Annotated in this window: 22 protein-coding genes, 1 tRNA gene and 1 pseudogene; 11 read left to right on the forward strand and 13 right to left on the reverse strand. The window is 57.1% G+C overall.

Annotated features, from left to right (window positions below; translation table 11 throughout):
* Positions 1–82: 82 nt before the first annotated feature.
* Both ribH and EIK79_RS05440 read left to right on the forward strand, forming a co-directional pair.
* Positions 83–490, forward strand: coding sequence for a 6,7-dimethyl-8-ribityllumazine synthase (gene ribH / locus EIK79_RS05435; protein ID WP_124954114.1), 408 nt, complete (start codon positions 83–85; stop codon positions 488–490).
* 14 nt (positions 491–504) lie between these two features.
* Positions 505–1,653, forward strand: coding sequence for a pyridoxal phosphate-dependent aminotransferase (locus tag EIK79_RS05440; RefSeq protein ID WP_124954115.1), 1,149 nt, complete (start codon positions 505–507; stop codon positions 1,651–1,653).
* A gap of 36 nt (positions 1,654–1,689) precedes the next feature.
* Here the strand turns inward: EIK79_RS05440 and EIK79_RS05445 are convergent, their stop codons facing one another.
* Together EIK79_RS05445 and EIK79_RS05450 are read right to left on the reverse strand one after the other, a co-directional pair.
* The gene (locus EIK79_RS05445) at positions 1,690–2,115 is read right to left on the reverse strand and encodes an adenylyltransferase/cytidyltransferase family protein (protein ID WP_124954116.1); all 426 of its coding nucleotides are present in this window, start codon (positions 2,113–2,115) and stop codon (positions 1,690–1,692) included.
* Complete coding sequence (locus EIK79_RS05450; protein WP_124954208.1) at positions 2,112–2,600, reverse strand: Mov34/MPN/PAD-1 family protein; 489 nt, start codon at positions 2,598–2,600, stop codon at positions 2,112–2,114. Before EIK79_RS05450 ends, EIK79_RS05445 begins: the two co-directional genes overlap by 4 nt.
* 187 nt (positions 2,601–2,787) lie before the next feature.
* Here EIK79_RS05450 and EIK79_RS05455 point away from each other — a divergent pair, with 187 nt between their 5' ends.
* On the forward strand, positions 2,788–4,656 hold the full coding sequence (locus EIK79_RS05455) for a DHH family phosphoesterase (protein ID WP_124954117.1): 1,869 nt from the start codon (positions 2,788–2,790) through the stop codon (positions 4,654–4,656).
* An 8-nt stretch (positions 4,657–4,664) separates the two neighbouring features.
* On the opposite strand, the gene EIK79_RS05460 is transcribed toward EIK79_RS05455, so the two are convergent.
* Complete coding sequence (locus EIK79_RS05460; RefSeq protein ID WP_233737960.1) at positions 4,665–6,329, reverse strand: phospholipase D-like domain-containing protein; 1,665 nt, start codon at positions 6,327–6,329, stop codon at positions 4,665–4,667.
* A gap of 57 nt (positions 6,330–6,386) precedes the next feature.
* On the reverse strand, positions 6,387–7,673 hold the full coding sequence (locus EIK79_RS05465) for a HEAT repeat domain-containing protein (RefSeq protein WP_124954118.1): 1,287 nt from the start codon (positions 7,671–7,673) through the stop codon (positions 6,387–6,389).
* A 120-nt stretch (positions 7,674–7,793) separates the two neighbouring features.
* Here EIK79_RS05465 and EIK79_RS05470 point away from each other — a divergent pair, with 120 nt between their 5' ends.
* The gene (locus tag EIK79_RS05470; RefSeq protein ID WP_124954119.1) at positions 7,794–8,225 is read left to right on the forward strand and encodes a cupredoxin domain-containing protein; all 432 of its coding nucleotides are present in this window, start codon (positions 7,794–7,796) and stop codon (positions 8,223–8,225) included.
* Between the two features lie 4 nt (positions 8,226–8,229).
* Here the strand turns inward: EIK79_RS05470 and EIK79_RS05475 are convergent, their stop codons facing one another.
* From EIK79_RS05475 to EIK79_RS05490, 4 genes are read right to left on the reverse strand one after another with little or no spacing between them, the layout of a single operon-like run.
* Entirely contained in the window at positions 8,230–8,871 is a 642-nt protein-coding gene (locus tag EIK79_RS05475; RefSeq protein WP_124954120.1) for a 30S ribosomal protein S3ae, read from the reverse strand.
* Positions 8,864–9,094, reverse strand: a complete 231-nt coding sequence (locus EIK79_RS05480; protein WP_124954121.1) for a KEOPS complex subunit Pcc1 — start codon at positions 9,092–9,094, stop codon at positions 8,864–8,866. Before EIK79_RS05480 ends, EIK79_RS05475 begins: the two co-directional genes overlap by 8 nt.
* A 1-nt stretch (position 9,095) precedes the next feature.
* Positions 9,096–10,238 (reverse strand): hypothetical protein, encoded by a 1,143-nt coding sequence (locus EIK79_RS05485; RefSeq protein ID WP_124954122.1) that lies wholly within the window; start codon positions 10,236–10,238, stop codon positions 9,096–9,098.
* A 13-nt stretch (positions 10,239–10,251) separates the two neighbouring features.
* Positions 10,252–10,722, reverse strand: a complete 471-nt coding sequence (locus tag EIK79_RS05490) for a 30S ribosomal protein S15 (protein WP_124954123.1) — start codon at positions 10,720–10,722, stop codon at positions 10,252–10,254.
* A gap of 222 nt (positions 10,723–10,944) precedes the next feature.
* Here EIK79_RS05490 and EIK79_RS05495 point away from each other — a divergent pair.
* The 5 genes from EIK79_RS05495 to EIK79_RS17995 all read left to right on the forward strand — a co-directional run bounded on the left by EIK79_RS05495 (position 10,945) and on the right by EIK79_RS17995 (position 15,375).
* Positions 10,945–11,016: transfer RNA gene (locus EIK79_RS05495), tRNA-Ala, on the forward strand.
* Between the two features lie 961 nt (positions 11,017–11,977).
* Positions 11,978–12,592 (forward strand): hypothetical protein, encoded by a 615-nt coding sequence (locus EIK79_RS05500; protein ID WP_124954124.1) that lies wholly within the window; start codon positions 11,978–11,980, stop codon positions 12,590–12,592.
* A gap of 959 nt (positions 12,593–13,551) precedes the next feature.
* The gene (locus tag EIK79_RS05505; RefSeq protein ID WP_124954125.1) at positions 13,552–13,839 is read left to right on the forward strand and encodes a PadR family transcriptional regulator; all 288 of its coding nucleotides are present in this window, start codon (positions 13,552–13,554) and stop codon (positions 13,837–13,839) included.
* Positions 13,840–14,368: 529 nt separating this feature from the next.
* The gene (locus EIK79_RS05510; protein WP_124954126.1) at positions 14,369–15,112 is read left to right on the forward strand and encodes a helix-turn-helix domain-containing protein; all 744 of its coding nucleotides are present in this window, start codon (positions 14,369–14,371) and stop codon (positions 15,110–15,112) included.
* 116 nt (positions 15,113–15,228) lie between these two features.
* Positions 15,229–15,375: a DUF7563 family protein gene (locus tag EIK79_RS17995; RefSeq protein WP_185715521.1), complete on the forward strand. Its 147-nt coding sequence runs from the start codon at positions 15,229–15,231 to the stop codon at positions 15,373–15,375.
* A gap of 18 nt (positions 15,376–15,393) precedes the next feature.
* Here the strand turns inward: EIK79_RS17995 and gatE are convergent, their stop codons facing one another.
* From gatE to EIK79_RS05525, 3 genes and pseudogenes are all read right to left on the reverse strand, one after another.
* A complete protein-coding gene (gene gatE, locus EIK79_RS05515; RefSeq protein ID WP_124954127.1) occupies positions 15,394–17,247 on the reverse strand; it encodes a Glu-tRNA(Gln) amidotransferase subunit GatE in 1,854 nt (617 codons plus the stop codon).
* Positions 17,248–17,392: 145 nt separating this feature from the next.
* Positions 17,393–17,815: pseudogene (locus tag EIK79_RS05520) on the reverse strand (helix-turn-helix domain-containing protein); the annotation flags it as partial.
* A gap of 246 nt (positions 17,816–18,061) precedes the next feature.
* On the reverse strand, positions 18,062–19,474 hold the full coding sequence (locus EIK79_RS05525; protein ID WP_124954129.1) for a class II fumarate hydratase: 1,413 nt from the start codon (positions 19,472–19,474) through the stop codon (positions 18,062–18,064).
* 228 nt (positions 19,475–19,702) lie between these two features.
* On the opposite strand from EIK79_RS05525, the gene EIK79_RS05530 reads away from it, so the two are divergent.
* Together EIK79_RS05530 and artA are read left to right on the forward strand one after the other, a co-directional pair.
* Positions 19,703–21,367: a DUF7282 domain-containing protein gene (locus EIK79_RS05530; RefSeq protein WP_124954130.1), complete on the forward strand. Its 1,665-nt coding sequence runs from the start codon at positions 19,703–19,705 to the stop codon at positions 21,365–21,367.
* Between the two features lie 55 nt (positions 21,368–21,422).
* On the forward strand, positions 21,423–22,379 hold the full coding sequence (gene artA, locus EIK79_RS05535; RefSeq protein ID WP_124954131.1) for an archaeosortase A: 957 nt from the start codon (positions 21,423–21,425) through the stop codon (positions 22,377–22,379).
* Here the strand turns inward: artA and dph5 are convergent.
* Both dph5 and EIK79_RS05545 read right to left on the reverse strand, forming a co-directional pair.
* On the reverse strand, positions 22,367–23,146 hold the full coding sequence (gene dph5 / locus EIK79_RS05540) for a diphthine synthase (protein ID WP_124954132.1): 780 nt from the start codon (positions 23,144–23,146) through the stop codon (positions 22,367–22,369). The two genes, artA and dph5, sit on opposite strands and share 13 nt — an antisense overlap.
* A 154-nt stretch (positions 23,147–23,300) precedes the next feature.
* Positions 23,301–24,281, reverse strand: a complete 981-nt coding sequence (locus EIK79_RS05545; RefSeq protein WP_124954133.1) for an alpha/beta hydrolase — start codon at positions 24,279–24,281, stop codon at positions 23,301–23,303.
* Between the last annotated feature and the right edge of the window lie 80 nt (positions 24,282–24,361).

The following is a 24,361-nucleotide window of genomic DNA, read 5'->3' on the forward strand; positions in this document are numbered from 1 at the left end:
TGCGTGAGGGTGAGCTTCGCTCACCCGAACGCAAAAAAAGTGGAACGCCATCCCTTTGGGTTCGCCTCCCGACCCGACGGGTATGGTTTCACTTGGGTTGGTGGTTTCCCAGTTCAGTAAGGAGGGACAGATCACCCACGAGATGGAAGAGCGCGCCCGGACCGCGGCGGCCGAACACGACGCGAAGATCGTTGCGACCGTTCCGGTACCGGGATCGTACGACACGCCGCTGGCCGCCGATCGATTGGCACGACGGGACGATATCGACGCCGTTGCGGTGCTGGGTGCGATCGTCACCGGCGACACCGACCACGACCAGGTCATCGCAGACGCCGCTGCTCAGGGGTTGACTGACGTATCCCTCAAACGGGATACGCCCGTCACGCTCGGCATCACCGGCCCGGCAATGAGCGTCGACGAAGCCAACGCGCGCGTCGACCACGGTGCGACCGCTGTCGAAAGCGCTATCGATCTTGCGAAAACGTTGTGAATGTGTACACGAGTATGAGTATGAATTTCACAGAGCGCATCCAACGCGTCGAACCGAGCGCGACGATCGCCATCAGCAACCTTGCGTCCGAACTCGAAGCCGACGGCGTCGATGTCGTCGATCTGAGCGTCGGTGAACCGGACTTTCCAACGCCCGAGCCGATCGTCGACGCGGCCAAAGACGCGATGGACGCCGGCCATACGGGGTACGCGCCATCGAACGGAATCCCAGCGCTCCGGTCGGCCATCGCTGACTCCCTCGGAGAGCGCGGGCTGTCCTACGATCCTGAGGAGATCATGGTCACCCCCGGCGGAAAACAAGCGTTGTTCGAAGTCGTACAGACACTCGTCGAAGACGGCAGCGAGGTCGTTCTCCTCGATCCGGCGTGGGTGTCCTACGAGGCGATGGTGAAAATCGCCGGCGGATCACTCAAACGCGTTGATCTCACCCCCCACGATTTCCAACTCGAACCCGCTCTTCCCGAACTTGCTGAGACCGTCTCTGCACAGACGGATCTCATGATCGTCAACTCCCCGAGCAACCCCTCTGGAGCGGTGTTCTCCGAGACGGCCCTCGACGGCGTGCGAGATCTCGCGGTGGAACACGACGTAACCGTCATCGCTGATGAGATGTACGATCGGATCACCTACGGCGTCGAACAGACGAGCCTCGGAACGCTCGATGGGATGGCAGACCGCACCGTCACCGTCAATGGGTTCTCCAAAGCGTATTCGATGACCGGCTGGCGACTGGGCTATTTCGCCGCGCCGGGCGATCTCGTCGATCAAGCGGACAAGCTCCAGTCCCATTCGGTCACGTGCGCGACGAACTTCGTCCAACACGCTGGTGTCGCCGCACTCACCGAATGCGAGGAGTACGTTACAGAGATGCGCGACGCGTTTGCCGAACGGCGCGATATGCTCGTGGATCTCTTCGACGACCATGGCGTAGATGTGCCCGTCGGTGACGGCGCGTTCTACATGATGGTACCTGTCGCGGACGACGACCAACAGTGGTGTGAAAACGCCCTCTCAGAGGCCCACGTCGCCACCGTCCCCGGCAGCGCCTTCGGAACGCCCGGCTACGCGCGCCTGTCGTATGCAGCAAGCACCGAGCGGCTCAAAGAAGGCGTCGACCGGCTCGCTGACAACGGTTACCTGTAAGTCCGGTCGTTGCCGTCGTTTTCCCGACGGAATCCATTAACACCGTTCCGTGCAGATCCGATCGATGATCTGTCCGGTTGAGAACAGTTCGCCATTGTACTGTGGCTCTCGCTCCGAAGCGCGCTCAACCGAGCAGTCGATCCCTCGGTCTGCCAGTGCGGCTTCGATGTCGCTTTCGTCGTGGTGTTGGTCGTGTCCCAACAGGATGATGTCGGGATCGATCCGTTCGATCGGAACGAAGATGTCCTCTGTGTGTCCCAGATGCGCTTGATCGACCATATCTAATGCCCCAACCATATCGCGGCGCTGGCGGTCGGGCAGAACGGGCTGGTCCTTGTGGGTTACGTTGCTCCGGCGAGCGATGATGACGTGGAGTTCTTCCCCCATCGCCTTACCTTCACGGAAGTAGTGCAGGTGACCTGGGTGGAGGATGTCGAAGGTCCCCTGGGCGACGACTCTCATCGGCGTAGCTCCTTATCGATGTCCGCCTGTGTGAAATCGAAGAACTGTTCTTCCGGATCCGACAGCGCTACATCGAGCACTGACAGCTCAGTGGGCGTTCCGTCCCGATCAAACGCCTGCCAGTCGGATTCCCCGTAGGGCGCACCGAGTATGATGTGAACCGATCCGCTCCCGAAGGTAGCGATGTCGGCGTCGCTTGGCTGGAGGACGCCGTTGGGATGAGAGTGAACGGAGCCGACAGCCTGCCGGTCGTTCGGAACCATGTTCGTTTTCATCGTCGCGCTCACCGGCGACGATTCCGTACCGGGGACGACGAGTACGTCGGTGATAACAGTGCCCGATTTTTCTAGTCCAAGTGACCGGGCGTCTTCACCGCGAAGCAACCCCATATACTCATCGGGGTGTGTGTTCTCGGCAGCCTCACGCGCGAACGTGAGCGTCTCCTCGGCAATGCCGAGAATCTCGTCCGAGCGAAACAGGCGCATATCTACTAAGAGGATCCGGTTTCCATCTAAGGGTTCCGAAACGGGTGGCCACCGCTCGCGGGTGGTATCCTGCGTCTCACCCATTCCTGAGCCGATTCAACCGATCTGTTTTTGAGTATGGACAGAATTTAGACAAAGGTCGTTCGAAAGGGAAGCGTTAACACCGACGAGTGCCGAGTTCGGGGAAATGCCACCTTCACGCGTCTCTATCACTATTGTCTACGACCTTGCACCGAACTGTACGATGGACGATGTCGAGGTCGGTGAGCATTATCACGCCACAGTCAACGGTGTCGCCGATTACGGTGTCTTCGTGGACCTCTCAGACAATCTCTCGGGACTGGTTCACGAATCGAAGCTTCTCGATGAGTACGAGTACGGCGATTCGCTCATCGTTGAGTTGGATGAGGTCCTTGACAATGGCGATCTGAGCTTCAGCGAGGCCCAGCCAACCGAATACCGAACGGATGTCATCGAGCCGGGACAGCTCATCACCGCGGCTGCTCTCGATGACAACATTGGCGATCCCGTCCATTTCGTCGGTGAGATCATTCAGATCCGCCAAACCTCTGGGCCGACGATCTTTCAGGTCCGAGACGAAGTTGGTGTCGTTCCGTGTGCCGGCTTCGAGGAGGCTGGTGTTCGCGCGTATCCAGAGTACGAGATCGGTGACATCGTTCGGGCGTCTGGCACTGTCGAGCAACACGACGGTGGGAAACAACTCGAAATCGATCAGTTAGAACCAGTTCCGAACGCCGAGGAAGTGCGCGCACAGATCGACGAATCGCTCGACGCAGTCGCGGAACCCAACGATGTCGCTCCGTTGGTCGACTGGCCGGAACTCGATACCATCCTCTCAGACCTCTCTGACGTTGCGAAAACGCTTCGTCGGGCTGTGCTTGATGGGCGTCCGATCCGAATCCGCCACCATGCCGACGGTGACGGCATGTGTGCCAGTATTCCGCTCCAACTCGCGCTCGAACGGTTCATCGAGGAGCGATACGAAACGCCCGAAGCCTCCGAATATCTGCTTCGCCGCCTGCCGAGCAAAGCCCCATTCTACGAAATGGAAGACGTGACGCGCGACCTCAACCACTCGTTGTCCGACCGGGACCGTCACGGGCAGAAGCTGCCGCTGTTTTTGATGCTCGACAACGGCTCGACTGAGGAGGACACGCCTGCATACCGGACGCTTGCTGAATACGACATTCCGATCGTCGTCGTCGACCACCACCATCCGGATCCGGACGCCGTCGAGCCGTTGGTCACACAGCACGTCAATCCGTATCTGCACGACGAGGATTACCGTGTCACGACCGGTATGATGTCAACTGAACTCGCGCGGATGATCGATCCCGAGCTGACGGCGGATCTCAAACACGTCCCGGCCGTTGCGGGATTGTGTGATCGCTCGCGCGCAGACGCGATGGACGCGTATCTCTCGCTCGCCGCCGACGCCGGCTACGACGAAGCCGACATCGAGGACATTGGTGAGGCGCTCGATTACGCCGCGTTTTGGCTCCGGTATGACGACGGTAACGGTTTCGTCAACGACGTACTCGATGTGGGTTGTGACGATTCCGGGCGACACGAGGAGTTGGTGTCGTTTCTCGCTGACCGGGCCGAACGCGACCGTGACCGCCAACTCGACGTAACACTTTCCCACACTGACCACGAGCAGCTTGCTAACGGTGCACACTTGTACCGAATCGATGTCGAACATCACGCCCACCGCTTCACCTATCCAGCGCCGGGGAAGACAACGGGCGCGGTCCACGACGAGATGGTGACGAAACACGACGGCGATCCCGTGATCACGATCGGTTATGGGCCGGATTTCGCCGTGCTCCGGAGCGATGGTGTGCGCCTCGACATTCCTGAGATGGTCGCCACCTTAGCAGAAGAATACCCCGAAGCGGGGGTCAGCGGTGGGGGACACCTCGTTGTGGGTTCGATCAAATTCGTCTCTGGCCAGCGGCAGGCGGTGGTTGACGCGCTCGTCGAGAAGATGGCCGACGCCGATATCGACGAACAGCTCCGAAGCACCCTACTGTAGCTGTCATTTCACTGGTCGCGTTCAAAGTCGATCGTTTTAGCGAGTACTAACGCGATCAGCAGGAGGATCCCGATCGCGGCGATGATTCCAACCGGAAGTCCGCCGTCAGTCTCGCCTCCCCAGTCCCGTTCGAACACCGCTTTGTAGTAGCTTCCGGCCGCATCTCCTGTGAGGACGACCATGACTTCCCGGTTCTCTCGGGCGGATTCCTCGTTCCAGTTGAGGCTGCCAACAACGACGTGTTTGCCATCGATGATCACTCCCTTCGCGTGGATCTTCTCATAGCGATCGTTCGGCTCCGCAAGCTTCGCTTCGAGCGGGAGATCCTGCTCGGCTGCAATCCGGTTGAGGTGCTCAACGAGCGCGCTGTTTTCCTCGCTGACGTACCATTCATCGCTAAGGAGGAGACGAACATCGACACCCCGGCGCGCGGCCCTGAGCACCGCCTTCGTGAATGGACCGTCGGGACCGGCAGTCGACACCTGTACAACTCGGATCGTTTCGGTGGCGTTGTCGATCAGATCGATCACCCCCGATTCTGCGTTGTCGGGCGCAACGAGCAACTGCGCCCGATCGATGGGTACCCGCTTGGAATCGAATTCAGATGGATAGGATTCGAACGCCTGACCGGTCGCCTCGAACGTTTCGTTTCGACGAAACTCCGACCACGGCGTCGTGTCCTTCCAACCGGTATCTGCTCGAAACACCCCAGCCAATCGGTCGGTGAGTGCTGCATCATTGACGATCGCGCCCCACCCCCGACTTGACCGACCACCGACCCCCGATGGTTTCCAATTTTCTGTCATCACGAGCGAGCGATCGTCCACGACGGCGTATTTCGCGTGGTGGTAGGCGTATCGCGCCCGTTCACCACCAAGGACGTGGACTTCGATACCTGCCGCCACTAGTCGGTCAAGGACTGTCGCCTCGTGGGTCGAGATTCCGCCGACGGGACCACCATCAACGAGCACCTCGACGTGGACACCACGCCGGTGTGCCCGGATCAGTGTAGTGGCAATCGTCTCGGACGTGAACGTGTAGCCGCCGATCAGGATCTGATCGGTAGCGGAATCGAGTGCGTCACGGGGAACGTCAGGCGAATCCGGAAGCACGAACAGCTTTGAGGACGCCGCTCCCGTTTCGAACACCGAAACGGTGGTGTGACCGAGAGGCTGCCAGTTCCATCGCTCACCGGTCTGCTGGTATCGTTCTCCTTCCGGTGCGGTGTCGTACTCGACTGTATCGATCGATGTGTTGTCCTGTACGAGACGGAGCCGCTCGCCGCTGTTGGTAAGCGCCAGCGTTCCTCCGAGCGGTTCAACCGACTTCTCCACTGCGGTTTCGGCCGCCGCTGGCTCCGTCGAGAGCACGACCCGGCCGCTCACTGTCGTATTTGGTAACGAGGCGGTCGATTCCCCATCACGGAACTGCCAGCCGCTCACGTTCGTGGCGTTTGGAACGTCGATAACGATGAACTCACCGGCGTCACTCTCTGTGACTGGGTTCGGATACACACCGACGATTTCGGCGGCGGCGGTCGCTGATTCGTCTGCGACTGCCGTCGGGGAAACGCCTGCGAACGCCGAGACGACGAACAACGTGATGATCGTGCAAGCCAGTCTTACCGCTTGTGAGTTACGTTTACCCCCTGCGGCTCTCGTCGTCGTTCCCACAACCGCGATGGATGCGCTATTCGATATAAAATTACGCCCAGTTCACCGACGCGGCCGTCAAACCGCCTCGGCGTCGTTGTCAGCCGTGGCCGTCGTGGCTCGTTCGGCTTCGGCCTGAACGAGATACGACCGGTCATCGTCGTAGTCGCTCGCGTGTTCGAGCGCTGTCCGGGTACCGATCCGATTGAGTGCCCACGCGGCACTCGCTCGCACTGTGTCGTCGTCGTCGTCGTCGAGTTGTTCGGCCAGCGGCTCAACAGCACGAGTGTCACCGATGCGCCCGAGTGCCTTGGCGGCCGCGCTACGGACCGATGGCGAATCAGCAACGAGCCGATTAGCCACGGCTTGGGTCGCCTCTTCGGAACCGATCTCTCCGAGAGCCTTGAGCGTTACCGTCTGTAAGACGGGATCGCCATCCTCTTCGATGAACGGGACCAGCGTCTCGACGGCCCGGTCGTCACCGATCTTTCCAAGCACCTCGATCGATTTTTGGCCTCGCCTTTGCGCGCGCTGGTTCATCTCCTCGAACGCGGCTTGAGGTCCCATCCGGGCCAGTGCGTCGAGACAGTTCTCCTCCATGAATTCCGAGGCGAGTTTGTCGAGCGCGAGCAGGATCGGTTCAGGATCGTTGTCCGATTCTGCGATCCGAATTACGGTGAGTTCTGGAGGGTAGTCCTTGCGGTTTTTCGGAGTAAGAACGTCGTAAAACCCTTGCCGTTCGAGTTGCTTGCGTACCGTTAGGTCGCTCCACTCCTGTGCCTCGTCGATCTCGGTTTGGAGCGTCTCGGTCGCTTCGAGGACGATCTCGATTGTTTCCGTATTGTCGTCGGGGTGGAGTTGTGCGGATTCGACGGCGTCAATTGCCGCTTCGAGCGCAGTAGCCGCCTCGTCTGCCGAAGTCGGTTCGTGTGCGATGTCGGTTTCGATGGCTCCAGAAACCGTTTCCACGAACGTCTCGACAGCGCTGGCAACGTCGGCGTCCCCCTGTTCAGTCCATCGGGTATCAGTGATCTGGGAAGCGATCGATTCGATCTCCTCGGTGGCGTCGCTCGCGTACGGTCCGCGCTGCTCTTCCAACTCCTCGCGGCTCTCGTCTGCACGCTCTTGGAGGCGAACGCGTGGGGACTCTTCGTCCTCATCAGCTTCGTCCTCGTCCGGTGCTGGAAGCTGTTCGATCTCTTCATCCACCACGTCGAGTTCTGCCTCGATGTCGTCGAGTTCCGCCTCTGTTGACGCGGCTTCGAGCGATTCCTCGATCGCATCGAGCCGATCGACGATCTTCTCGGGATCGGGGGCGGATCCATCCGAGTCCGTTGCCGTCGTTTCGTCGTCCCCGTTGCTCATGCATCAGACTGCGATAGTCCCAGCCAAGAGCGTTTCCTTTCGAAGCACGACACACCTCGATGATCGGGATCTGGTATCGAAAACCGCCGGGTCTATATTTTCGTGGTCGCTACCACCGCTATGGATCGGCGCGCGTTTTTGGCGACGGCAGCAGGACTCACGAGCGCCACGCTTGCAGGGTGTTTCGCTTCAGGATCGCTCTCCGCTACTGAGTACGATATCGGCATGGCGTCGAACGCGTTTACGCCCGACCACTACACCACCTCTGTCGGTGAGACCGTCGTTTGGGGTAACACCAACTCCCGCGCTCACTCTGTGACCGCCTACGAAAACGCAATTCCAGACGAGGCCGATTACTTCGCTTCTGGCGGCTTCGACACTACAACTGCTGCCAGAGAATCGTGGCGGGAGCACAACGGACGTGATGGCGGCAAAATCCTCACCGGACAGACGTACTCACACACCTTCGAGGTGCCAGGGACGTACAGCTACTTTTGCATTCCACACGAGAAAGTCATGACCGGCGTGATCGTCGTCGAAGAAAAGAAGTAAAGGGTTACTCGTCGAGTTCGACGTCGTCGCCTTCGACACTAACCGACGTTGCCTGTTCTTCTGCGATCTCTTCGGGGTGCGCTTCGAGCGTCGCTTTCTGGATCTCGACGCGTCGGAGCGGATAGATCGTTTTTGCTTCGTTGTAGATCCCACCTGACAGCCGACCGGAGACGATGCCGTCGATGAACTCTTCGAACGTTCGCTCTTCGGCAGCTGTCTCTACAATGTCGGTCATCTGCCGCCGGATCGCCTTCTCCTGGCTGTGATCGGCCTTCTTGGTGGTGTAAGCGACAGGCTGAACCTGTATCCGGTAGTCATCGGCCGTGAGGACGGTTACGAATGCGCCGATCTTCGAAGAGCCTCGGCGGACGAGGCTCCGGAGATAGTCGCGCGTGAGTTCGTGTTTGATGAACTCCGTGTAGGCGCTGTCGCTTCCCACATCCCTGATTTTGAATGTGAGTTTGGTGTTGTTCTCGCTGGCGTCGTTTCGCAACGCGCCGAGCGTCGTTTCGATTGTTCGCCCGTCGAGTTGTTCGGGCTCCCGTGCGACTGTTTCACCGAGTTCGGCCCGGTCGAACTGCTCCGGGGCGAACACCGTGTACCAGCGTTTCTCTCGCTTTTGTCGTGAGACTGATCGTTCACTCATGATTGGTTGTCGTGTCGTTCGTCAACTGTGCTGCTACTGTAAGATTTGTAACGTAATCGTCCACCGTCGTCCGCAAGCCGCCGGTCGTCTCCCGTTCGATCTCGGTTACGATCGTGCCATCACACACCGTCGTCGTCATCTCCTCGGTGTTGTCCGGTGTGAGGGCCGCTGCGATGACACTCGCGTTATCCGTCTCCGTCCGGATGGTTGCTCGACGTGACATCTCAGACCGCCTCCCGGAACGCGTTCACGACGGCGCTCCGTGATTCCGATTCCACGAGCGCGTGGGCGTACCGGCCGCGCTTCGTTACCGTTGTCTCCTCTTCGACAGCCGAGACGGCACTAGCTAGTGGCGTTCCAATATCTCGCTCTCTCGTTCGTGCCGTGGCTACGACACCGTCGTCCGTGGTGGCGACCACGACCGGTTCCGGCGAACGGTACTCTCGAATGAGTCGTACAACTGTCTCGACGGTTGCTGTCGGCGTCTTGGGAAGTTCCACGACGACACACTCAGGATATCGGTCGAGTTCTGCAGTTCGAACGGCGTCGTGGACGTTCCGGGCATACTTCCGCCACCCCGTAAGGGCGTTCTCGGGACGCCCGTGTCCGAGAGCGAGCGCCAATCCTTCGCCTGGGTTCGATCGGGCAAGCGCGTCGAGTACGTCTGCGTATCCCGCGAGCGTCGTAAACGGACAGCTCTCATCCGCTTCGACCACGTCGGGACTGAGCGCCCGCTCAACCGCAGTCGACGCGTGCGTACCTGACTCGTCGACGACCGACACCGCAAGCATCGACGCGATCTGTACGCGAGAGGCAGCACCATCTCCTGTGCCATCGATTTCGGACACCACTTCGGCCGCTGCGTCCGGGTCGCCCGAGAACGGCGCGTGGGCCAACGTCGTGTGTGCTAACCCATCGACCGGATCGGTCGTCGGAATGGCAAGCCCCGGTCGATCGTCCCTGTTGAGGCGTTCACCGAACACGTCCGCGTAGTCATCGATGTCCCGCTCGGCCGCGATGATCCCAGCGAGCGCGAGCACTTGGAGCGTCGATGACAAGCCTGTTTCCGTGCTGTTCGAACGCTCTCGTGCGATTTCGACGGCGCGAACCGATACCGGTCGATTCGTGATCGAAACGTCACCGCCAGTCTGCCCGACGCCAACAGTTACGTCCGCTTCGCTCACACCGGCCGTGGCTCTTGTCACACGGGCCTGAAACGGGATCGAAAGCCCCTGTGCAAGGATGCCTGTCGCTGCTACTGCGTCTCCGTTCGACGCCGTAACGAACTGGACGAATTCCGCCTCGTTGAGTTCGCTGACGACGGCACGTACGGAGCGATCGGTTGCGGTGTGATCAGCGGTGGACATCGTGACTATTGAACTACTCCTGGTTGAGGAGTTCGCGCGCCGTCTCGTAGGTGTAATCGAACTCCGAATCGATCTCGTCTCCTCGGTAGTAGTTCACCAGACGGCGAACTTTCGACTCCGTGTTCTGGAGCGCCCGCTTGTTCTGGTGATCTCCGGGATGTTTCTCCATGTGTTCATTGAGACGCACTGCGCGTTCGAGTAGATTCCGGAGATCCTCCGGAATGTCCTGTCGAGCGTCGTGTTCTTCAAGAATCTCGGTCACCTTCTTCCCGGTGGCGAGCTTGACATCGGGCACTGGGACACCTTGAACGCCCTCGTCTCGGAGTTTGAGTCCGATAACGCTCGGATCGTGTCCCTGTTCTGCGAGTTCGACGACCCGCTCTTCGATCTTGTCCGTTTCTACGTCACTCCACTCTGGTGGTTCGTCTGCCGCCGGGCGGTCCGAACCGGACGAGCCCCGGCGACGGGTGTGCATGCGTGCCATAGTTGTGATTGGAACCACACGATACGCTCTATGCAGCGCTCGCGCGAGACGAGCAGCTGTTGCACTACCGCACTCCCGAGCCGTGAAAGCCCACGACGGTGATGTCGGATGTGCGGCCGTGCCGTTCCCATCCGATGGTACGCCGTCAACCTCAAAACGGTTTCTACTTCTGCCTCGACGCTTCGATGGGGTTAAGTCACCCGAACGGATACACCAGTTTGCGGGCTCGTAGATCAGGGGTAGATCACTCCCTTGGCATGGGAGAGGCCCCGGGTTCAAATCCCGGCGAGTCCATGAGCGAGCTGAGTTTTACGGAGCGAGTGAATAGTGAGATGGGTTTGGGCCAGCGAGTCGCAGCACCCGACCGGCGGGAGGGTGATCGTCTTGCCCAGTTCAAATCCCGGCGAGTCCATGAGATATGGGGTTGTCGTGCCTGTCAAATGGAGAGAAGCCCGCGAACAACCGTATTGAGTTCAACTTCACACACGATAGTAGACCTTCATCGTAGGATCAATGGCTTGCAGACCGACAATAGAACGATGGGAATTATTCACTGGCATCTACCACCTACGATCGGCTAGCAGCGGGCATCACAACGACGCATACCGAAAATAGCCGCTGTGATTGACTCCTGTGTGATTACGGGAACTTTTGAGCATACACTATTGTATAATGATGTATATTATATCAATTACATATATCGTCGAACTTACTGAAGTATAGCTTAAATTCGAAATAGTTTGTGTGATATCTATGCAACGGAGTCCGGTTGGTTGGCGTGTAGACACTAATACACAATAACAGAGATATTATCTCTATAAGTCAATAACATATGATGATTTGGCCGACGACACCGGACTGATTGTCATTGTACACTGCTTATCTCACATTGTAGGTGTGAAATATTTTTACTAGCGTGCGCCATAACCAACACTGCAGTTGGGTCGATGTAGTTCACCACATGGTGCAAACAAATTTTGAGTGAGATCATGCCGGTTCTGGATGCACACGAATAACCGTCATTCTACTAAAATTCTCTATCTAATCACCTATGGAAAACTTTAATACTAATCCGGTAATCAGGTTGGTAAAATAGATGTACAACTCAGAACGCTTCAAGTTTGGAATAGTAACCCTTCCGTCGGTTGTACTTCCGTCACCAGAAGACGTTTGTACCGCGATCGAGGAGACGCCGATAGAATCGATCGAAGTTCCTCATTCAGAACCAACGATTCACCGTCATTCAATCGATAGCATGGTTCTTAGTACCGATCGCGACGGCGATCCGTACTGTCATTTCCAGTACCAGGTGGCCTTCTCTGGGTGTGAGACTGGTCGTTCCGCTGCGCAGCAATCGCCGGGCGTACAACCATGGCACGTTCGGTCGCGTGTTTTCTACTTTGACAACGGTCAGTTTGCAGTCCAACCCGCACGCGGTCTATCAGAAACGTGGTTTCCATCGTTTCTCACTCTCTTGACAGATACGCCGGTGGGTGACGAGTTCAGAATCTATGGTACAGAAAGAAAGTCCTCTGACACGCCACCGACCCACGGCGTCTCTCAATCGAGTGACTCTTCGGAGCGCGTACCAGCGAGTGATGGAACTGCTTCGCTCGTCTCTTCAGCAGCTTCTGACAATCGCTCCCCTCCGCAGGGTGGTGATCCAGCAGATCTACTGGCTGAGGCCACACGGACAGGTTCCGTCGGTGCTCACGGTACGCTCTCTGGAGTGCCTTTGAGTTCGGGCTGTGCACCAGACACTGTGGTGGCAACGTGGGACGAAACCGATTGGTCAGACAACGTGGACAAAGCCAAGCGAGCCACAGAAATCTACCGGCAGATCGCTCCGTATCTTCAAAACCACGTCTAAATCAAACATCACGATCGGTATGTTGTGTAAGATATTTTATTATAATGCTCTATAATTGTTTCTTTCACGCCCACTTCTGAATGTTCACTCGGATAATAGTAAAATACAAACAATGAAAATGTTTCTGTACAAATCGAGGCGAACAGACCTTGACAGACTAAATATATGATTCTTCCAATTCTATAAAAACTATCTATAGTGATTTTCGATATATGGTATTCCACAATCTAGCTTATACAGCGGTCTACTCATCTTGTATAGAAGTACACAGTTAAAACCCGAAGCGGAAATATTTGATCCATGCCGTTGGTTGATCGAGCCGAAAATCGTGAATAGCGGCTCTGTGTTGTGCAGTACCACCGTAAACAGCCTTGAGCGATTGAAGATAATATCGTGTGAGATATGCTATAATATAGCATAAGATATAACGGATAAAATTCTGTTACGAAGTATGGTATGATATCCAATGTGTTTGTGTATGTTGGAGCTACTGTTTTAGGAGTGGTAAAGTATATGAGGTGTGTGCTCATCCTCTACTACTGGCGAGTACGATACTGAACTGGTTCATTCCGATCCGGGGAATGTGAAGCCCCGAGATCAGTGGGTGAGTTTACCACCCCATCGTGATGGGATATCGCTTCTCAGAATCGAAGTCAAGGCAAGGGATTTTCTCGCTCTCGCCATGGTCGTTTTCTCCTGAATAGTTGGAAAATATCTGTTTTTGTTACCCTCTGTTGAGATCGTACACCGGTACCATGCCACTACGTGTGAGATATTTACAACAGTAACGACTATCTTCGAATATATTGTATGCGTTCTGGTAGTATGTTCTTCCCGTGGTAGGCGACCCCTGTGAATCATGCGAGAAACGGTAGTATATCCATCATTCTCGGATTACAGGATTGTGTCTTGTATTCCCCAACGATAGACTTATTTGTGAACGGATACAACATCACTCCATGCACGATCTGACTGGCTTTCAGCGTGACCTGCTGTACGTGATTGCTGGCCGAGACGAACCGCACGGATTGGCGATCAAAGACGAACTCGAAGACTACTACGAAAAGGAGATTCACCACGGCCGTCTGTATCCGAATCTCGATACCCTTGTCGAGAAAGGTCTTGTCGAAAAGGGGCAACTGGATCGGCGGACGAACTACTACGAAGTAACCCGTCGGGGACAGCGCGAGATCGAAGCCCGCAACGAGTGGGAAGCGCAGTACCTCGAAGCTGACTCGAACGAATAACTGTTTCGTGCATCAGGGAGACCGCGGTGTGTGCTCCCTGTCATTCTCAATCCTGAACACCCCCTGATAGAGTCATCACTACCAATTGATCCGTCTTGGATTCGGGGACGCGACCGATTCGTCGTTCCCAGACGGCACCGAGAGAAACGGAATGTGACTGCACGGTCGTATGACGCCGATATCACGGTACGAACGAAACGCTCCTGGGATATACACAGACGCATTGCCATGCAATTACAACCATACTCCTGTAATGTTCGTGTCAACGATCTCCCTCATAATAATTATTATTTGTCAAAATTTGCCTAGCGCGTGGAGGGATACGTGCAACCGCGCCGCCAATCAATTATTTTTCGACATGATGAGATCTATATTTACTAACTCATGGATCGCCTGCTGTTCACAGTTCACTGTTTCGTACTCCCAACGAATCGTAACTCCGGTCACGCTATCGTATCATAATTCCTTAGATTATAATTTAATTTTTTGGTAACAAAATATATACGTGCAACGTCCGACTCTGGTTATTATGGCAACTCATATCACGTGCCATCTCCCCACCGACGAGTTCGCCTTACACGAAGCGCTCAACAGTGTTTCTGATCTCTCACTCACTTGTGAGCGTATTGTCGCATTGGGAGATAAAACTACGACGCCGCTGTTGCGGTTTCACGGTTCTGATCTCAGCTCGCTCGAATCGGCGCTCGAAGCTGATCCGACAGTCGATGGATTCGAGGTACTGACACGCGTCCAAGACGAGGCGCTGTGTCACGTTCGTTGGAACAGCCGGGTTTGTCTTCTCGTTCGGATGTTGACAGCGACGGAGGGACTCGTGCTTTCAGGTGCTGCGACAGAACGACGGTGGACGTTCCGACTTCTCTTTTCGACACGTGATGCGCTTTCTCGGCTCGATGAGTTTTGTACCAAACACAACCTTTCGTTGGATGTGAGCAGTGTCGAGACGTGGGATGGTAACGGTCCCGACCCGCTTGGCTTGACGGCCGATCAGTACGAGGCGCTCGTCACTGCGTACAAGCACGGCTATTTCAAAGTTCCTCGGGAAATCGTTCTCGACGAACTCGCGGTTGAGATGGAGATCTCCCACCAGGCGCTTTCAGAACGGTTACGCCGTGGGCATGATACGCTCGTCCAGCGGGTGCTCCATCCCACAACGACCGAACCCAGCGAGGAGGTCCCAGCGGACGAAGGAGCCGAAACGACTGAAACGTCCTCACTCGTGTCGTCTCGGTTGTCGACTGTTAATCTCGATTGAGTACACAGAACGTCATCAGACGATTGTCGATCTGAGCTTCTGCTCTCGACGTTTTCGAGCAGACCAGTGACACTGCAAGCATTACTGATTTTGTGTTACCCAACCACGTACGATCTATGCCTCAGTGCCAAAACTGCGATGCGTTCGTGTCGAGGCAGTACGCCCGTGTGTTCACGCCGAATGATGTCAGTGATCCTCGTGTCTGTCCGAACTGTGAGGACAAGGTGCGAGACGGCAACAGTGTTCGGGAAGTCCACAACTGAACCCCGCGCGCGTTTTTCTCAGGTTCGTTTTTGAATCTCCTCTCGGAGAACAGTGCTCACTAGTTCTCCATCAGCTTTGCCCCGGAGCGCACCCATGCATTCGCCCATCAGCGCGGAAAACGCACCCATTCCTTCCGACCGGATCTGGGCCTCGTTTCGATCAACGACCGTTACGACCGTCGATCGAACGGCATCCTCGTCAACACCGGCGAGTCCGGCCTCCTCGATGGCCTGTTCAGCGCTCAAATCCGGATCAGTGGCAAGCACCTGGAGTACCGTTGTGACGCCTTCTTTCGCAAGTTTGTCCCCAACGAGTTCGAGCGTGGTGATGAGGTGTTCTTCGGTGAGATTTTCGACGGGAACGTCGTCACGGCGAAGTTCGGTGAGTGTGCCTTCGAGCGTTCTGGCGGCAAGCGTCGGGTCAATCCCCGCTTCGATCGCTCGCTCGAACGTTGTCATTCGCCGTCCGTACGCGACCTGCTCTGCAAGCGTCGGATCCAATCCCAGTTTAGAGACGTATCGCTCTTTCCGTTGGGTGAGCAACTCCGGCGTTTCCACATCGGTGGGATCGAGCTCCACCGGTGGCACGTCGGTTTCAGGATACATCCGTGCCGCACCGGGAAGCGGACGGAGATACTCCGAGGTGCCCTCGGCTGTTGCTCCGCGTGTTTCTTCAGGAACGCCCTCAATCGCAGCGCGCGCTCGATCGGCAGCGGCTTCGATCGCTCCCGTAGCGACCGTCGTATCAGCAGCGACCAACGCTACGGCGTCGTGTTCACTCGCACCAACGGCTTCGCGAAGGGCGTCGACTTCGGCTTGGGTGACGCCATACGCGGGCAGTTCGTCCGTGTGGAAGATGCCGCCCGCACCACTGCGCTTTGCGTGGTCGGACAGTTCGGTGCCGAGTCGGCGGTCGGGTTGGATCTCTCGCCCAACCAATCCATCGAATCCGAACAGGGGAACGGCCATGACTGACTCTGCACCAGCGATCACACCGCTATCGGTGTCAGCAAACACATCGCTCACGTCCACTGGTTCACCGACACTCGCGTCCCGTTCGGTGAGCGTCTCGCTGATGTCGAGTAGTTCGAGCTGTCGATCAACCTCGTGTTCGACGATAGCGGCGATCTCATCGAGACTCTGAACCCCTTTCAGTTCGACGCGGGCACCGTTTTCGATTGAGACGTTCACGTCCTGACGGATGGTACCCAGTCCCCGCTTTACCGAGCCGGTCGAACGGAGCAACATCCCGAGCGTTGCAGCGGCTTCCTGGGCCTGCTCGGGCGTTCGGATATCTGGCCCCGTGCCGATCTCGACCAACGGGATCCCTAACCGGTCGAGACTGTAGGTGACGCCGTTCTCAGCCCCTTCGACTCGCTGGGCGCTTTCTTCTTCGAGGAGCAGATCCGTGATCCCGACCGGTCCGTCGTCGGTTTCGATCTCGCCGTCGGTGGCGATCAGTGCCGTACGCTGGAATCCAGACGTGTTCGATCCATCAACAACGATCTTCCGCATGATGTGGGCCTGATCGACCATGTTCATATCGAGTAGCTGTGCAATCTCTAAGGAGACAGAAAGCGCCTCTCGGTCGATGCGGTGGGGCGGTTCGTCGTCCTCTTCGACCAAACACGTTGTGTCGTAGGACAGATACGTGAATTCCCGTTCGATGCGGCTCTCTTCGAGGGCGGCCTCATCGATCTCGCCCAGCTCGCTGCGTGTCGGGTGGAGATACCGCGTCACTTCTCGCGTCGCTGCCTCTGGCTCTCGTCTGAGTGTCGGACAGTCACAGAAGAGCTTCGTGTCGGTGTCGAGTTGCTGGTGGATCTCTAACCCCGCTACCAGCCCGACATCCTCGTAGTCGCGTGCGGTCATTATGTCGTGATGTGAGTCCGAACAGTAAAAAACCGTTCAGTCCGCGCCGATCGGTCTGTCGCCATCACTCGGGCAGCCAATGTTTCGTTTCTTCGTCCAACGGTTCAGTGGGAAACTCCGATCCTTCATAGTCATCAAGTGAACAGAACCGGAGTCCGGATTCTTTCATTAGCCGTCGACAGCTCGGTAGCGAGTAGTCTATTCCGAATCGTTCGTGGATGTACTGACGAACCAGTTCCGGTGTCCATGTCACGGCGTCGTCGCTGAATCCCGTTGGAGATCGGCGGAGCACTTGCTGTAACGATGCTTGTTGCTCTTCTGTGAGTTTTCGAGGCCGTCCCGACCGATGGGCGTCCCGGACGGCGTTCTCGATCGTCGGCTCCTCTAACCGCTTGAGCCAACTGTACACCGTCCGGCGCTGAACGCCGTACCATTCGGCAAGCTCCGTTTGAGTCACGCCGTTTTTGTACGCGATCGCTGCGAGAAGCCGCATAGCCGGTTTTTTTCCCTCCACCTGATCGAGTGCTTGCTGCAGATCCTCAAGTGAGATGTCTTCAATATGATCCATTATTCGTTGTTATAATTACGAGCAGAAAGTTCTAACGAATTTAAGCAGATAAAACCATCGGTGGCAGAAACATGTGATGGATTTCTCCCCGGAGTGGCTGCCAAACTCGAATATCAACAAAACACACGTCATTGATCGATCGCCGTACTGCTCACGCTTTGAGAAACGCTGAGTTCACTACGTCGAATGAGACTAAAACAAATTACTCAAAATTTTCTTCCCATATCGCTGGAGGTATCGTATTGACTATTCGTCTCCACCGAGGATGCCGACCTCAGTCATTTTCTCGGGATCGAGTACTGCGTCGGCTTCGTCTTCTGTAAGATGCCCTTCTTCGATGGCAACCTCACGGACCGTCTTCCCTTCTTTGAGCGCCGTTTTGCCGATCTCAGCGGCAGCGTCATAGCCAATGCTCGGGTTGAGCGCGGTCGCCAGCGCCATACTCCGGTCGACCTGTCGTTCACAATGGTCGCGGTTCGCTTCCAATCGAGCGATGAATCGCGCCGCGAACACGCTGCTGGCGTTAGTGAGCAACTCGATTGACTGCAGGACGTTGTGCGCGATTACCGGTTTGTAGAGGTTGAGATCGATCTGTCCGTCCGCCGCACTGGCGGAAACTGCGGCGTCGTTCCCGATGACCTGCTTGTGGACTTGATTGACTGCTTCGGCAACAACCGGGTTGATCTTTCCGGGCATGATGGAAGATCCCGGCTGGTTCTCAGGCTGATCAATCTCGCCCAACCCGTTTCTCGGGCCGGACGCGAGTAGACGGAGATCGTTTGCGATCTTGTTAAGCGACCCTGCGACGACCCGGAGCGCTCCGTGGGTCTCGCTCATCGCGTCGTGAGCGGCTTGGGCCTCGAAATGGTTGTCGGCTTCCCTGAACGGGAGACCGGTCTCTTCAGCGATATATTCGGCTGCAAGCGCCGGAAACTCGGGATCAGTGTTGAGACCGGTCCCGACTGCCGTCCCGCCGAGCGCGAGTTCGGCCAGACGCGGAGTCGTGTTTTCAAGCCGCTCAATCCCTTTCTCGACCTGCGTGCGGTAACCACCGAACTCCTGTCCGAGCCGGACGGGTGTTGCGTCCTGAAGATGGGTTCGACCGGTTTTCACGACATCATCGAACGCCTCTGCTTTGGCTGTGAGTTCGTTTTCGAGTGTTTCGAGCGCGGGCAGTAGGTCGTCATCGACCGCCTCAAGCACGGCGACGTGCATCGCGGTCGGAATAACATCGTTGCTCGATTGGCCGAAGTTCACGTGGTCGTTCGGGTGGACGTCCCGCGATCCGATCGTTCCACCGGACAGTTCGGTCGCCCGATTGGCGATCACTTCGTTTGCGTTCATGTTCGAGGACGTGCCGCTCCCCGTTTGGAACACGTCGACTGGGAACTGGTCGTCGTGCTCCCCAGCGATGACTTCGTCCGTTGCGGTAATGATGTGCTCTGCCGTCTCGTCGTTGAGGTGACCCAGTTCTCGGTTTGCGCGCGCAGCCGCCTTCTTCACGATACCGAGCGCACGAACAAACCGCCGTCCGAACGTCACAGAACTGATCGGGAAGTTCTCGATCGCGCGTTGGGTTTGTGCCCCCCAGTAGGCGTCAATCGGAACTTCCATTTCTCCGAGGCTGTCGTGTTCGATCCTGTGTTCCTGATCGCCCATAGTACACCATCTTCCGGTCCAGTCGTAAAATCTATCGAAAGATATCGGTGGACGGCTAACCAGACGAGCTGAAACGGTGGCCACACGTACCAGAAAGCATTTATAAAAGTGGACCTATGTTCGGAATATCGAATCAGAACGTTCGACCGGGAATACGGGCAGATAATCGACAGATAGCGATTCAAGTCAGGGATGGGAGATCAAAACGGTGGAGGTACTAGGCACACGATGGGACTACAGAGAGCGATTCGTGGTTATTTCATACCAGTCGTCGTGTTGTGTTCGGTGTGCAGTGGTGTGATGGGGGGGGCTATGATCGTGGGGGCAGTCACAGGCACCGGCTCACAAGCCGATCGGCTCGATATGATCGGTGAGACCGATCCGATCCGAGATGACGGACCGCCAGAACAGTCCCTCCGATCCTATTCTGCACCGCCAAATCGGTCCAACGGATTGGTGAGTGACCCACTTCCATCGTCCACCCCCCATGATGACATGACGATCGAGGCGGTCACCACGCGGACAGCACCGGGATCGAAGTTCGATGACGTACAGACGACGGATGACGTTTCGGAGCTCGCCCCGGAAACGGAGACGGTCGCTGCCGAAGACGTGCTTGTCATACAGATGACATCTAGGGAGCTATCGAACGCAGTCGCGGGATCATCGAACACTACTTCGAACGCGCGTTTACTCGAACTCGTTCAATCCGGTGTTCTTGACGTTCGAATCGAAAACGGTGCGTCGAACACGACGCTTGACCTTCCGGCAACGAACGAGACAGGCGGTCTTCGAGTGATCCCCGAGACGGATGGCTCTGCGGTGTACGTCCTGATTGATACAGAGCGAGCGGTGTTTTCGGATCGCACGACCGGCGTTACACCCGGTAATCTCACCGTGACGATCGCCAGTCACGGAACCGAAGAGCCGGTTTCTTCACACGTCACAGTCACGCCTCGTGAAGCGTCGTTCGAGACGAACGATGGCAAACTCAGACTTACAGCCGACTCGAACCGAACCATCACCGGCGACACGACAGTTGCTCCGAACACAAATCTCACGGTACACGTTCGAGCGAATGAGGAGGCGACGTTCAACATCACCCGTACCACTCGGGTGAACGACGACGGAAGTTTCAGCTTACGCGTCGATTTCGGCAACGTAACGAAAGGAACGCGATTCGTGGTGTTGATTCCGAATGCGGGTTTCACGGAAGATGTGAAGACGGAGGGCGTTCTCACCGCTACGTCGACTGCGTCAGTTCGTCTCACGGCCCAACACCTCAAGACCGACGAATCTCAGACAGTCACCGTGAGATCCGCCAACCTCTCCGAAGGCGGCTTTTTAGCAGTGTACAATCGGTCGTTTCTCACACAGAACCGATCGGAAGCACGAAAGAGCTATCAGGGGGTCTCTGAGTATCATCAGCCCGGTAGCCATTCGGACATCAATATTACGCTTGATGGCGACTACCGCGGAGAAGGAACCGTTATCGTGGTTCCACATTTGGATACGAACGACAACGGACAGTTCGACGGTCACAACGCCTCGCTCGACGAGCCGTATCGTGGTGCTGACGGCGGAGCGATCATCGCAATGGCGAACGCTTCGAGCGGAACTGTGGGGGGTAACCATTCATCCACCAGCCAGCACGCTCCGCCTGCTTTTACAGAACGTGATCCCTCTGACGCAGCCGAAAACGGCAATGATCCGTCTCAAACGACTACTCCAGTTGCCACCGGTCAAGAGAGTGAGCGAGGAACACAGGGCACCGGCAGTAACGGCTCACCGAACGCACAGCTGACTGAGGTTGATGGTCCGGGCTTCGGACCGCTTGCTGGTCTCATCGCCGTCGGTATCACTACGCTGATCGCGATGCGCAGCCGACTCTGAGCCGATTCGGAGTGCAACCCAATAGCTATGCGGTCTCTTGTTGAATGTACCAACGATGGTTGAGGAGTTCGTTCGGGTGTTGGTGTGGAGCCGCCGGCTTTCGGATCCGTTGGCGTGGATTGTGGTCACCGCTTTTCTCGCGGGAGCGGTGCTCGAACAGACGGACCGAGACGGCGCTCGCCGGGTCACCGTCGTTGGATGGTTGCTGTTCGCAGTCTTTTGGTTTTCGTTGATCCACTACTATCTCGTCGTTTCCAAAAGCGCTATCGAAGGGATCGGCTGCATCGTCGCCGTTCCGGCGTGTGTGTACACGGGGTATCTGCTTTCTCAGGGGCGCGATTCCCTGTTCGTTCTGTCCCGTGCCGTCGGCGCGATGGGACTCGTCTTTCTTCCCTTCGAAGCGATACCGCTGTTGACGACGGCGTTGATCGAAACCGTGACCCACCAAACGGAGTTCGTGATGGGGGTGTTCGGCCAGACGGCTCCGGCGGACTTTCGCGTCGTCAGTGGGACGGTTGTCGGCCGACCGGATCGACGCAGCACGTTCCTGTTCGTTGACGACACCGGTCATCGGCTCACGTACACGATCCGGATCGCGTGTACGGGGTTGGGAAGCATGGCAATCTTCGGCGGACTGATCGGTGCTGTTCGCGCGCCTCTCTCCCGGAAGCTTCGCGCGCTTGCGGTGTCGATCCCCGTGATCTACGTCCTTAATCTCATTCGAAACACGTTCATCGGGCTGACGTTTGGGCAGCAACGCCTTCACGTTGCGCCCGATCTTGTTTTGGGACTGTTCTCGGCCACCGACCCGTACAAAGTGTCGTATTTCTTGGCCGACCGGGTGCTCGCCCAGAGTCTATCAGTCCTCGTACTGATCGTGATCACGTGGTTCGTGATCCGTGAACTCCCCGCGGTGCTAGTCGTTATCGAAGACTTAATGTATCTGTTTACCGGTACCGATTACGACCTGCAGTCAATCGTCGCAGGCGGTGACTCAACTCACACCGAGTAGCTGTCAAGACAGTCCTGTGGCGCGCCAGCGAGTTCAGCGAGCGCATCGGCTTCCATGTGGTGGAGTGTGCCCGGAACGATGAGTAGGTGCAACGGCGGGCCGAACGCTCGGCTGGCGAGTGCGGAGAGTTGGTCAGCCACGACGACGGGGTCATCGCTACCGGCTCGACAGACTGCGACGGCGAGAACGTCCTCATACTGTTCATAGAGCAACTCGCTCGCAGTCGACGCCCGCATGAATTCCTCACGCTCGGCTTTGATATCGAGATATACGAGTGTATGCAGCTCGTGCTCGCGGTTTGTCTCGATCGTATCAAGAACGCTCGTTGGCACGGCGTCGCCGCCGTGAGCGGACGGAAACGGGAGCGTCGTTGCCTTCCCGAAGCGGTAGTTTTGCAGCCCAGTGAGCGAGCTGGCCGCCGCTTGGGCCGTCGTGCCGTGGATAACGCGGGTGTCGATGTCGCGCTCAGCCGCTCGGAGTCGCAGATCAACGTGGGTAGTCGAGATCATCGGATCGCCAGCCGTAAGAAAGACGACGTGATCGGTCATCGCCGCGTCGAGGATCGGTTCCGGTTGCTGTTCGACGCCTACGCGATCAAGCACTTCGATAGCGACATCGTGATACGCTTCGAGCGTTTCGAGTGTGGTTCCGGTGAGCTGGCTGGTGTAAAACTCCGCGACCACGCGGTCGGCTTTCGAGATCGCGTCCCGGCCCGCAACGGTGATCGAGTGCTCGTCGTACAACCCCAACCCCACGAACGTGAGCATGGCAGAGCTGAGAGACCAACCGGGTTAAACCGACCGAAGACCGTTCACAACGGATGACGCCTCATCATCGATGAGTATCGGATTGCCACCCTTGAGATGCGGCACTCAGCGGCGTTTTCGCCCTGCTCAAGCGGTTTGGCGATGAATCTATTTCTTACTTGATAGTTCTGTCGAGAAACTGCCGGATGGTCTCAGGGCCAGCAGGCGGGAGGTCCGCGAGGAGTGGGTCCGGCGATTGGCCCTTTTCCACGTGAGTCGCCTCATACACCGACTGGGCGTGATTTGGATCCGCCACGAGCAGGTCCATCGCCACGCGTTCAGACGCAATGTCCTCGACGGTCTCGGCCCAAACGTGGTTCAGATCGTGTAACTCATAGCGGATCGCGTTCACACCAGCATCGTCCATCGTGTCGAAGAACCGACGACTGTGTTCGACATCCACCACCTCGTCCTCACGGCCGTGCAGCAACAGCGTTGGCGGGCTCTGGGACGTGACGTGAGTAACCGGACTCGCTTGTGCGTACCTGTTGGGGTGTTCGGATTGCGGACCGCCCATCAGTACCGGGATGATACCTTCTGCGTCGTCAGTGAGCGTGAGGTCGGCAACGCCGTACCAACTGATAACGGCCTGCACAGTGCCAGCTTCCTCAGGGACGACGGTTTTCTCTACCTCGTCGGTGAAGGCCTCCCCGAGATCGGTTACGTCATCGACAACCCCCGCTAGAAGGGCGAGATGCCCACCGGCGGATGAACCCCACGCGGCAATTCGCTCGGCGTCATATCCGTATGCATCGGCATTGGCCCGAAGCCACCGAATTCCAGCTTTCACGTCCACGAAGTGATCAGGGAAGGTGCCCCGAGGAGTGGGGTTTGCTGGGTCGTGCATTTCTTCGATATCCGCTCGGGCTGGAACCGCTTGGAGGCGATAGCTGACGCTGGCGATGGCACAGTCCCACTCAGCGGCGTACCGCTCCGGGTCCGGAATGTTAGCGCGCGTTTCCGCGATCCATCCACCACCGTGGATGTAGACGACGAGCGGCGGGGTCTCACTCTCTGGAACATATAGATCGAGTTTCATCTCACCAGTCTCGCGCTCAGCGTAGGTGATCCCCTCATGGATAGTGATATCGACCATTCTATCACGAATGTGGTTGGGCCGAGTATATCAAAGTACGCGGGTTTGACCCTACCATACGAGATCCCGCCGTCCAGTGC

The organism is Halocatena pleomorpha, assembly GCF_003862495.1.
Taxonomy (GTDB): domain Archaea; phylum Halobacteriota; class Halobacteria; order Halobacteriales; family Haloarculaceae; genus Halocatena; species Halocatena pleomorpha.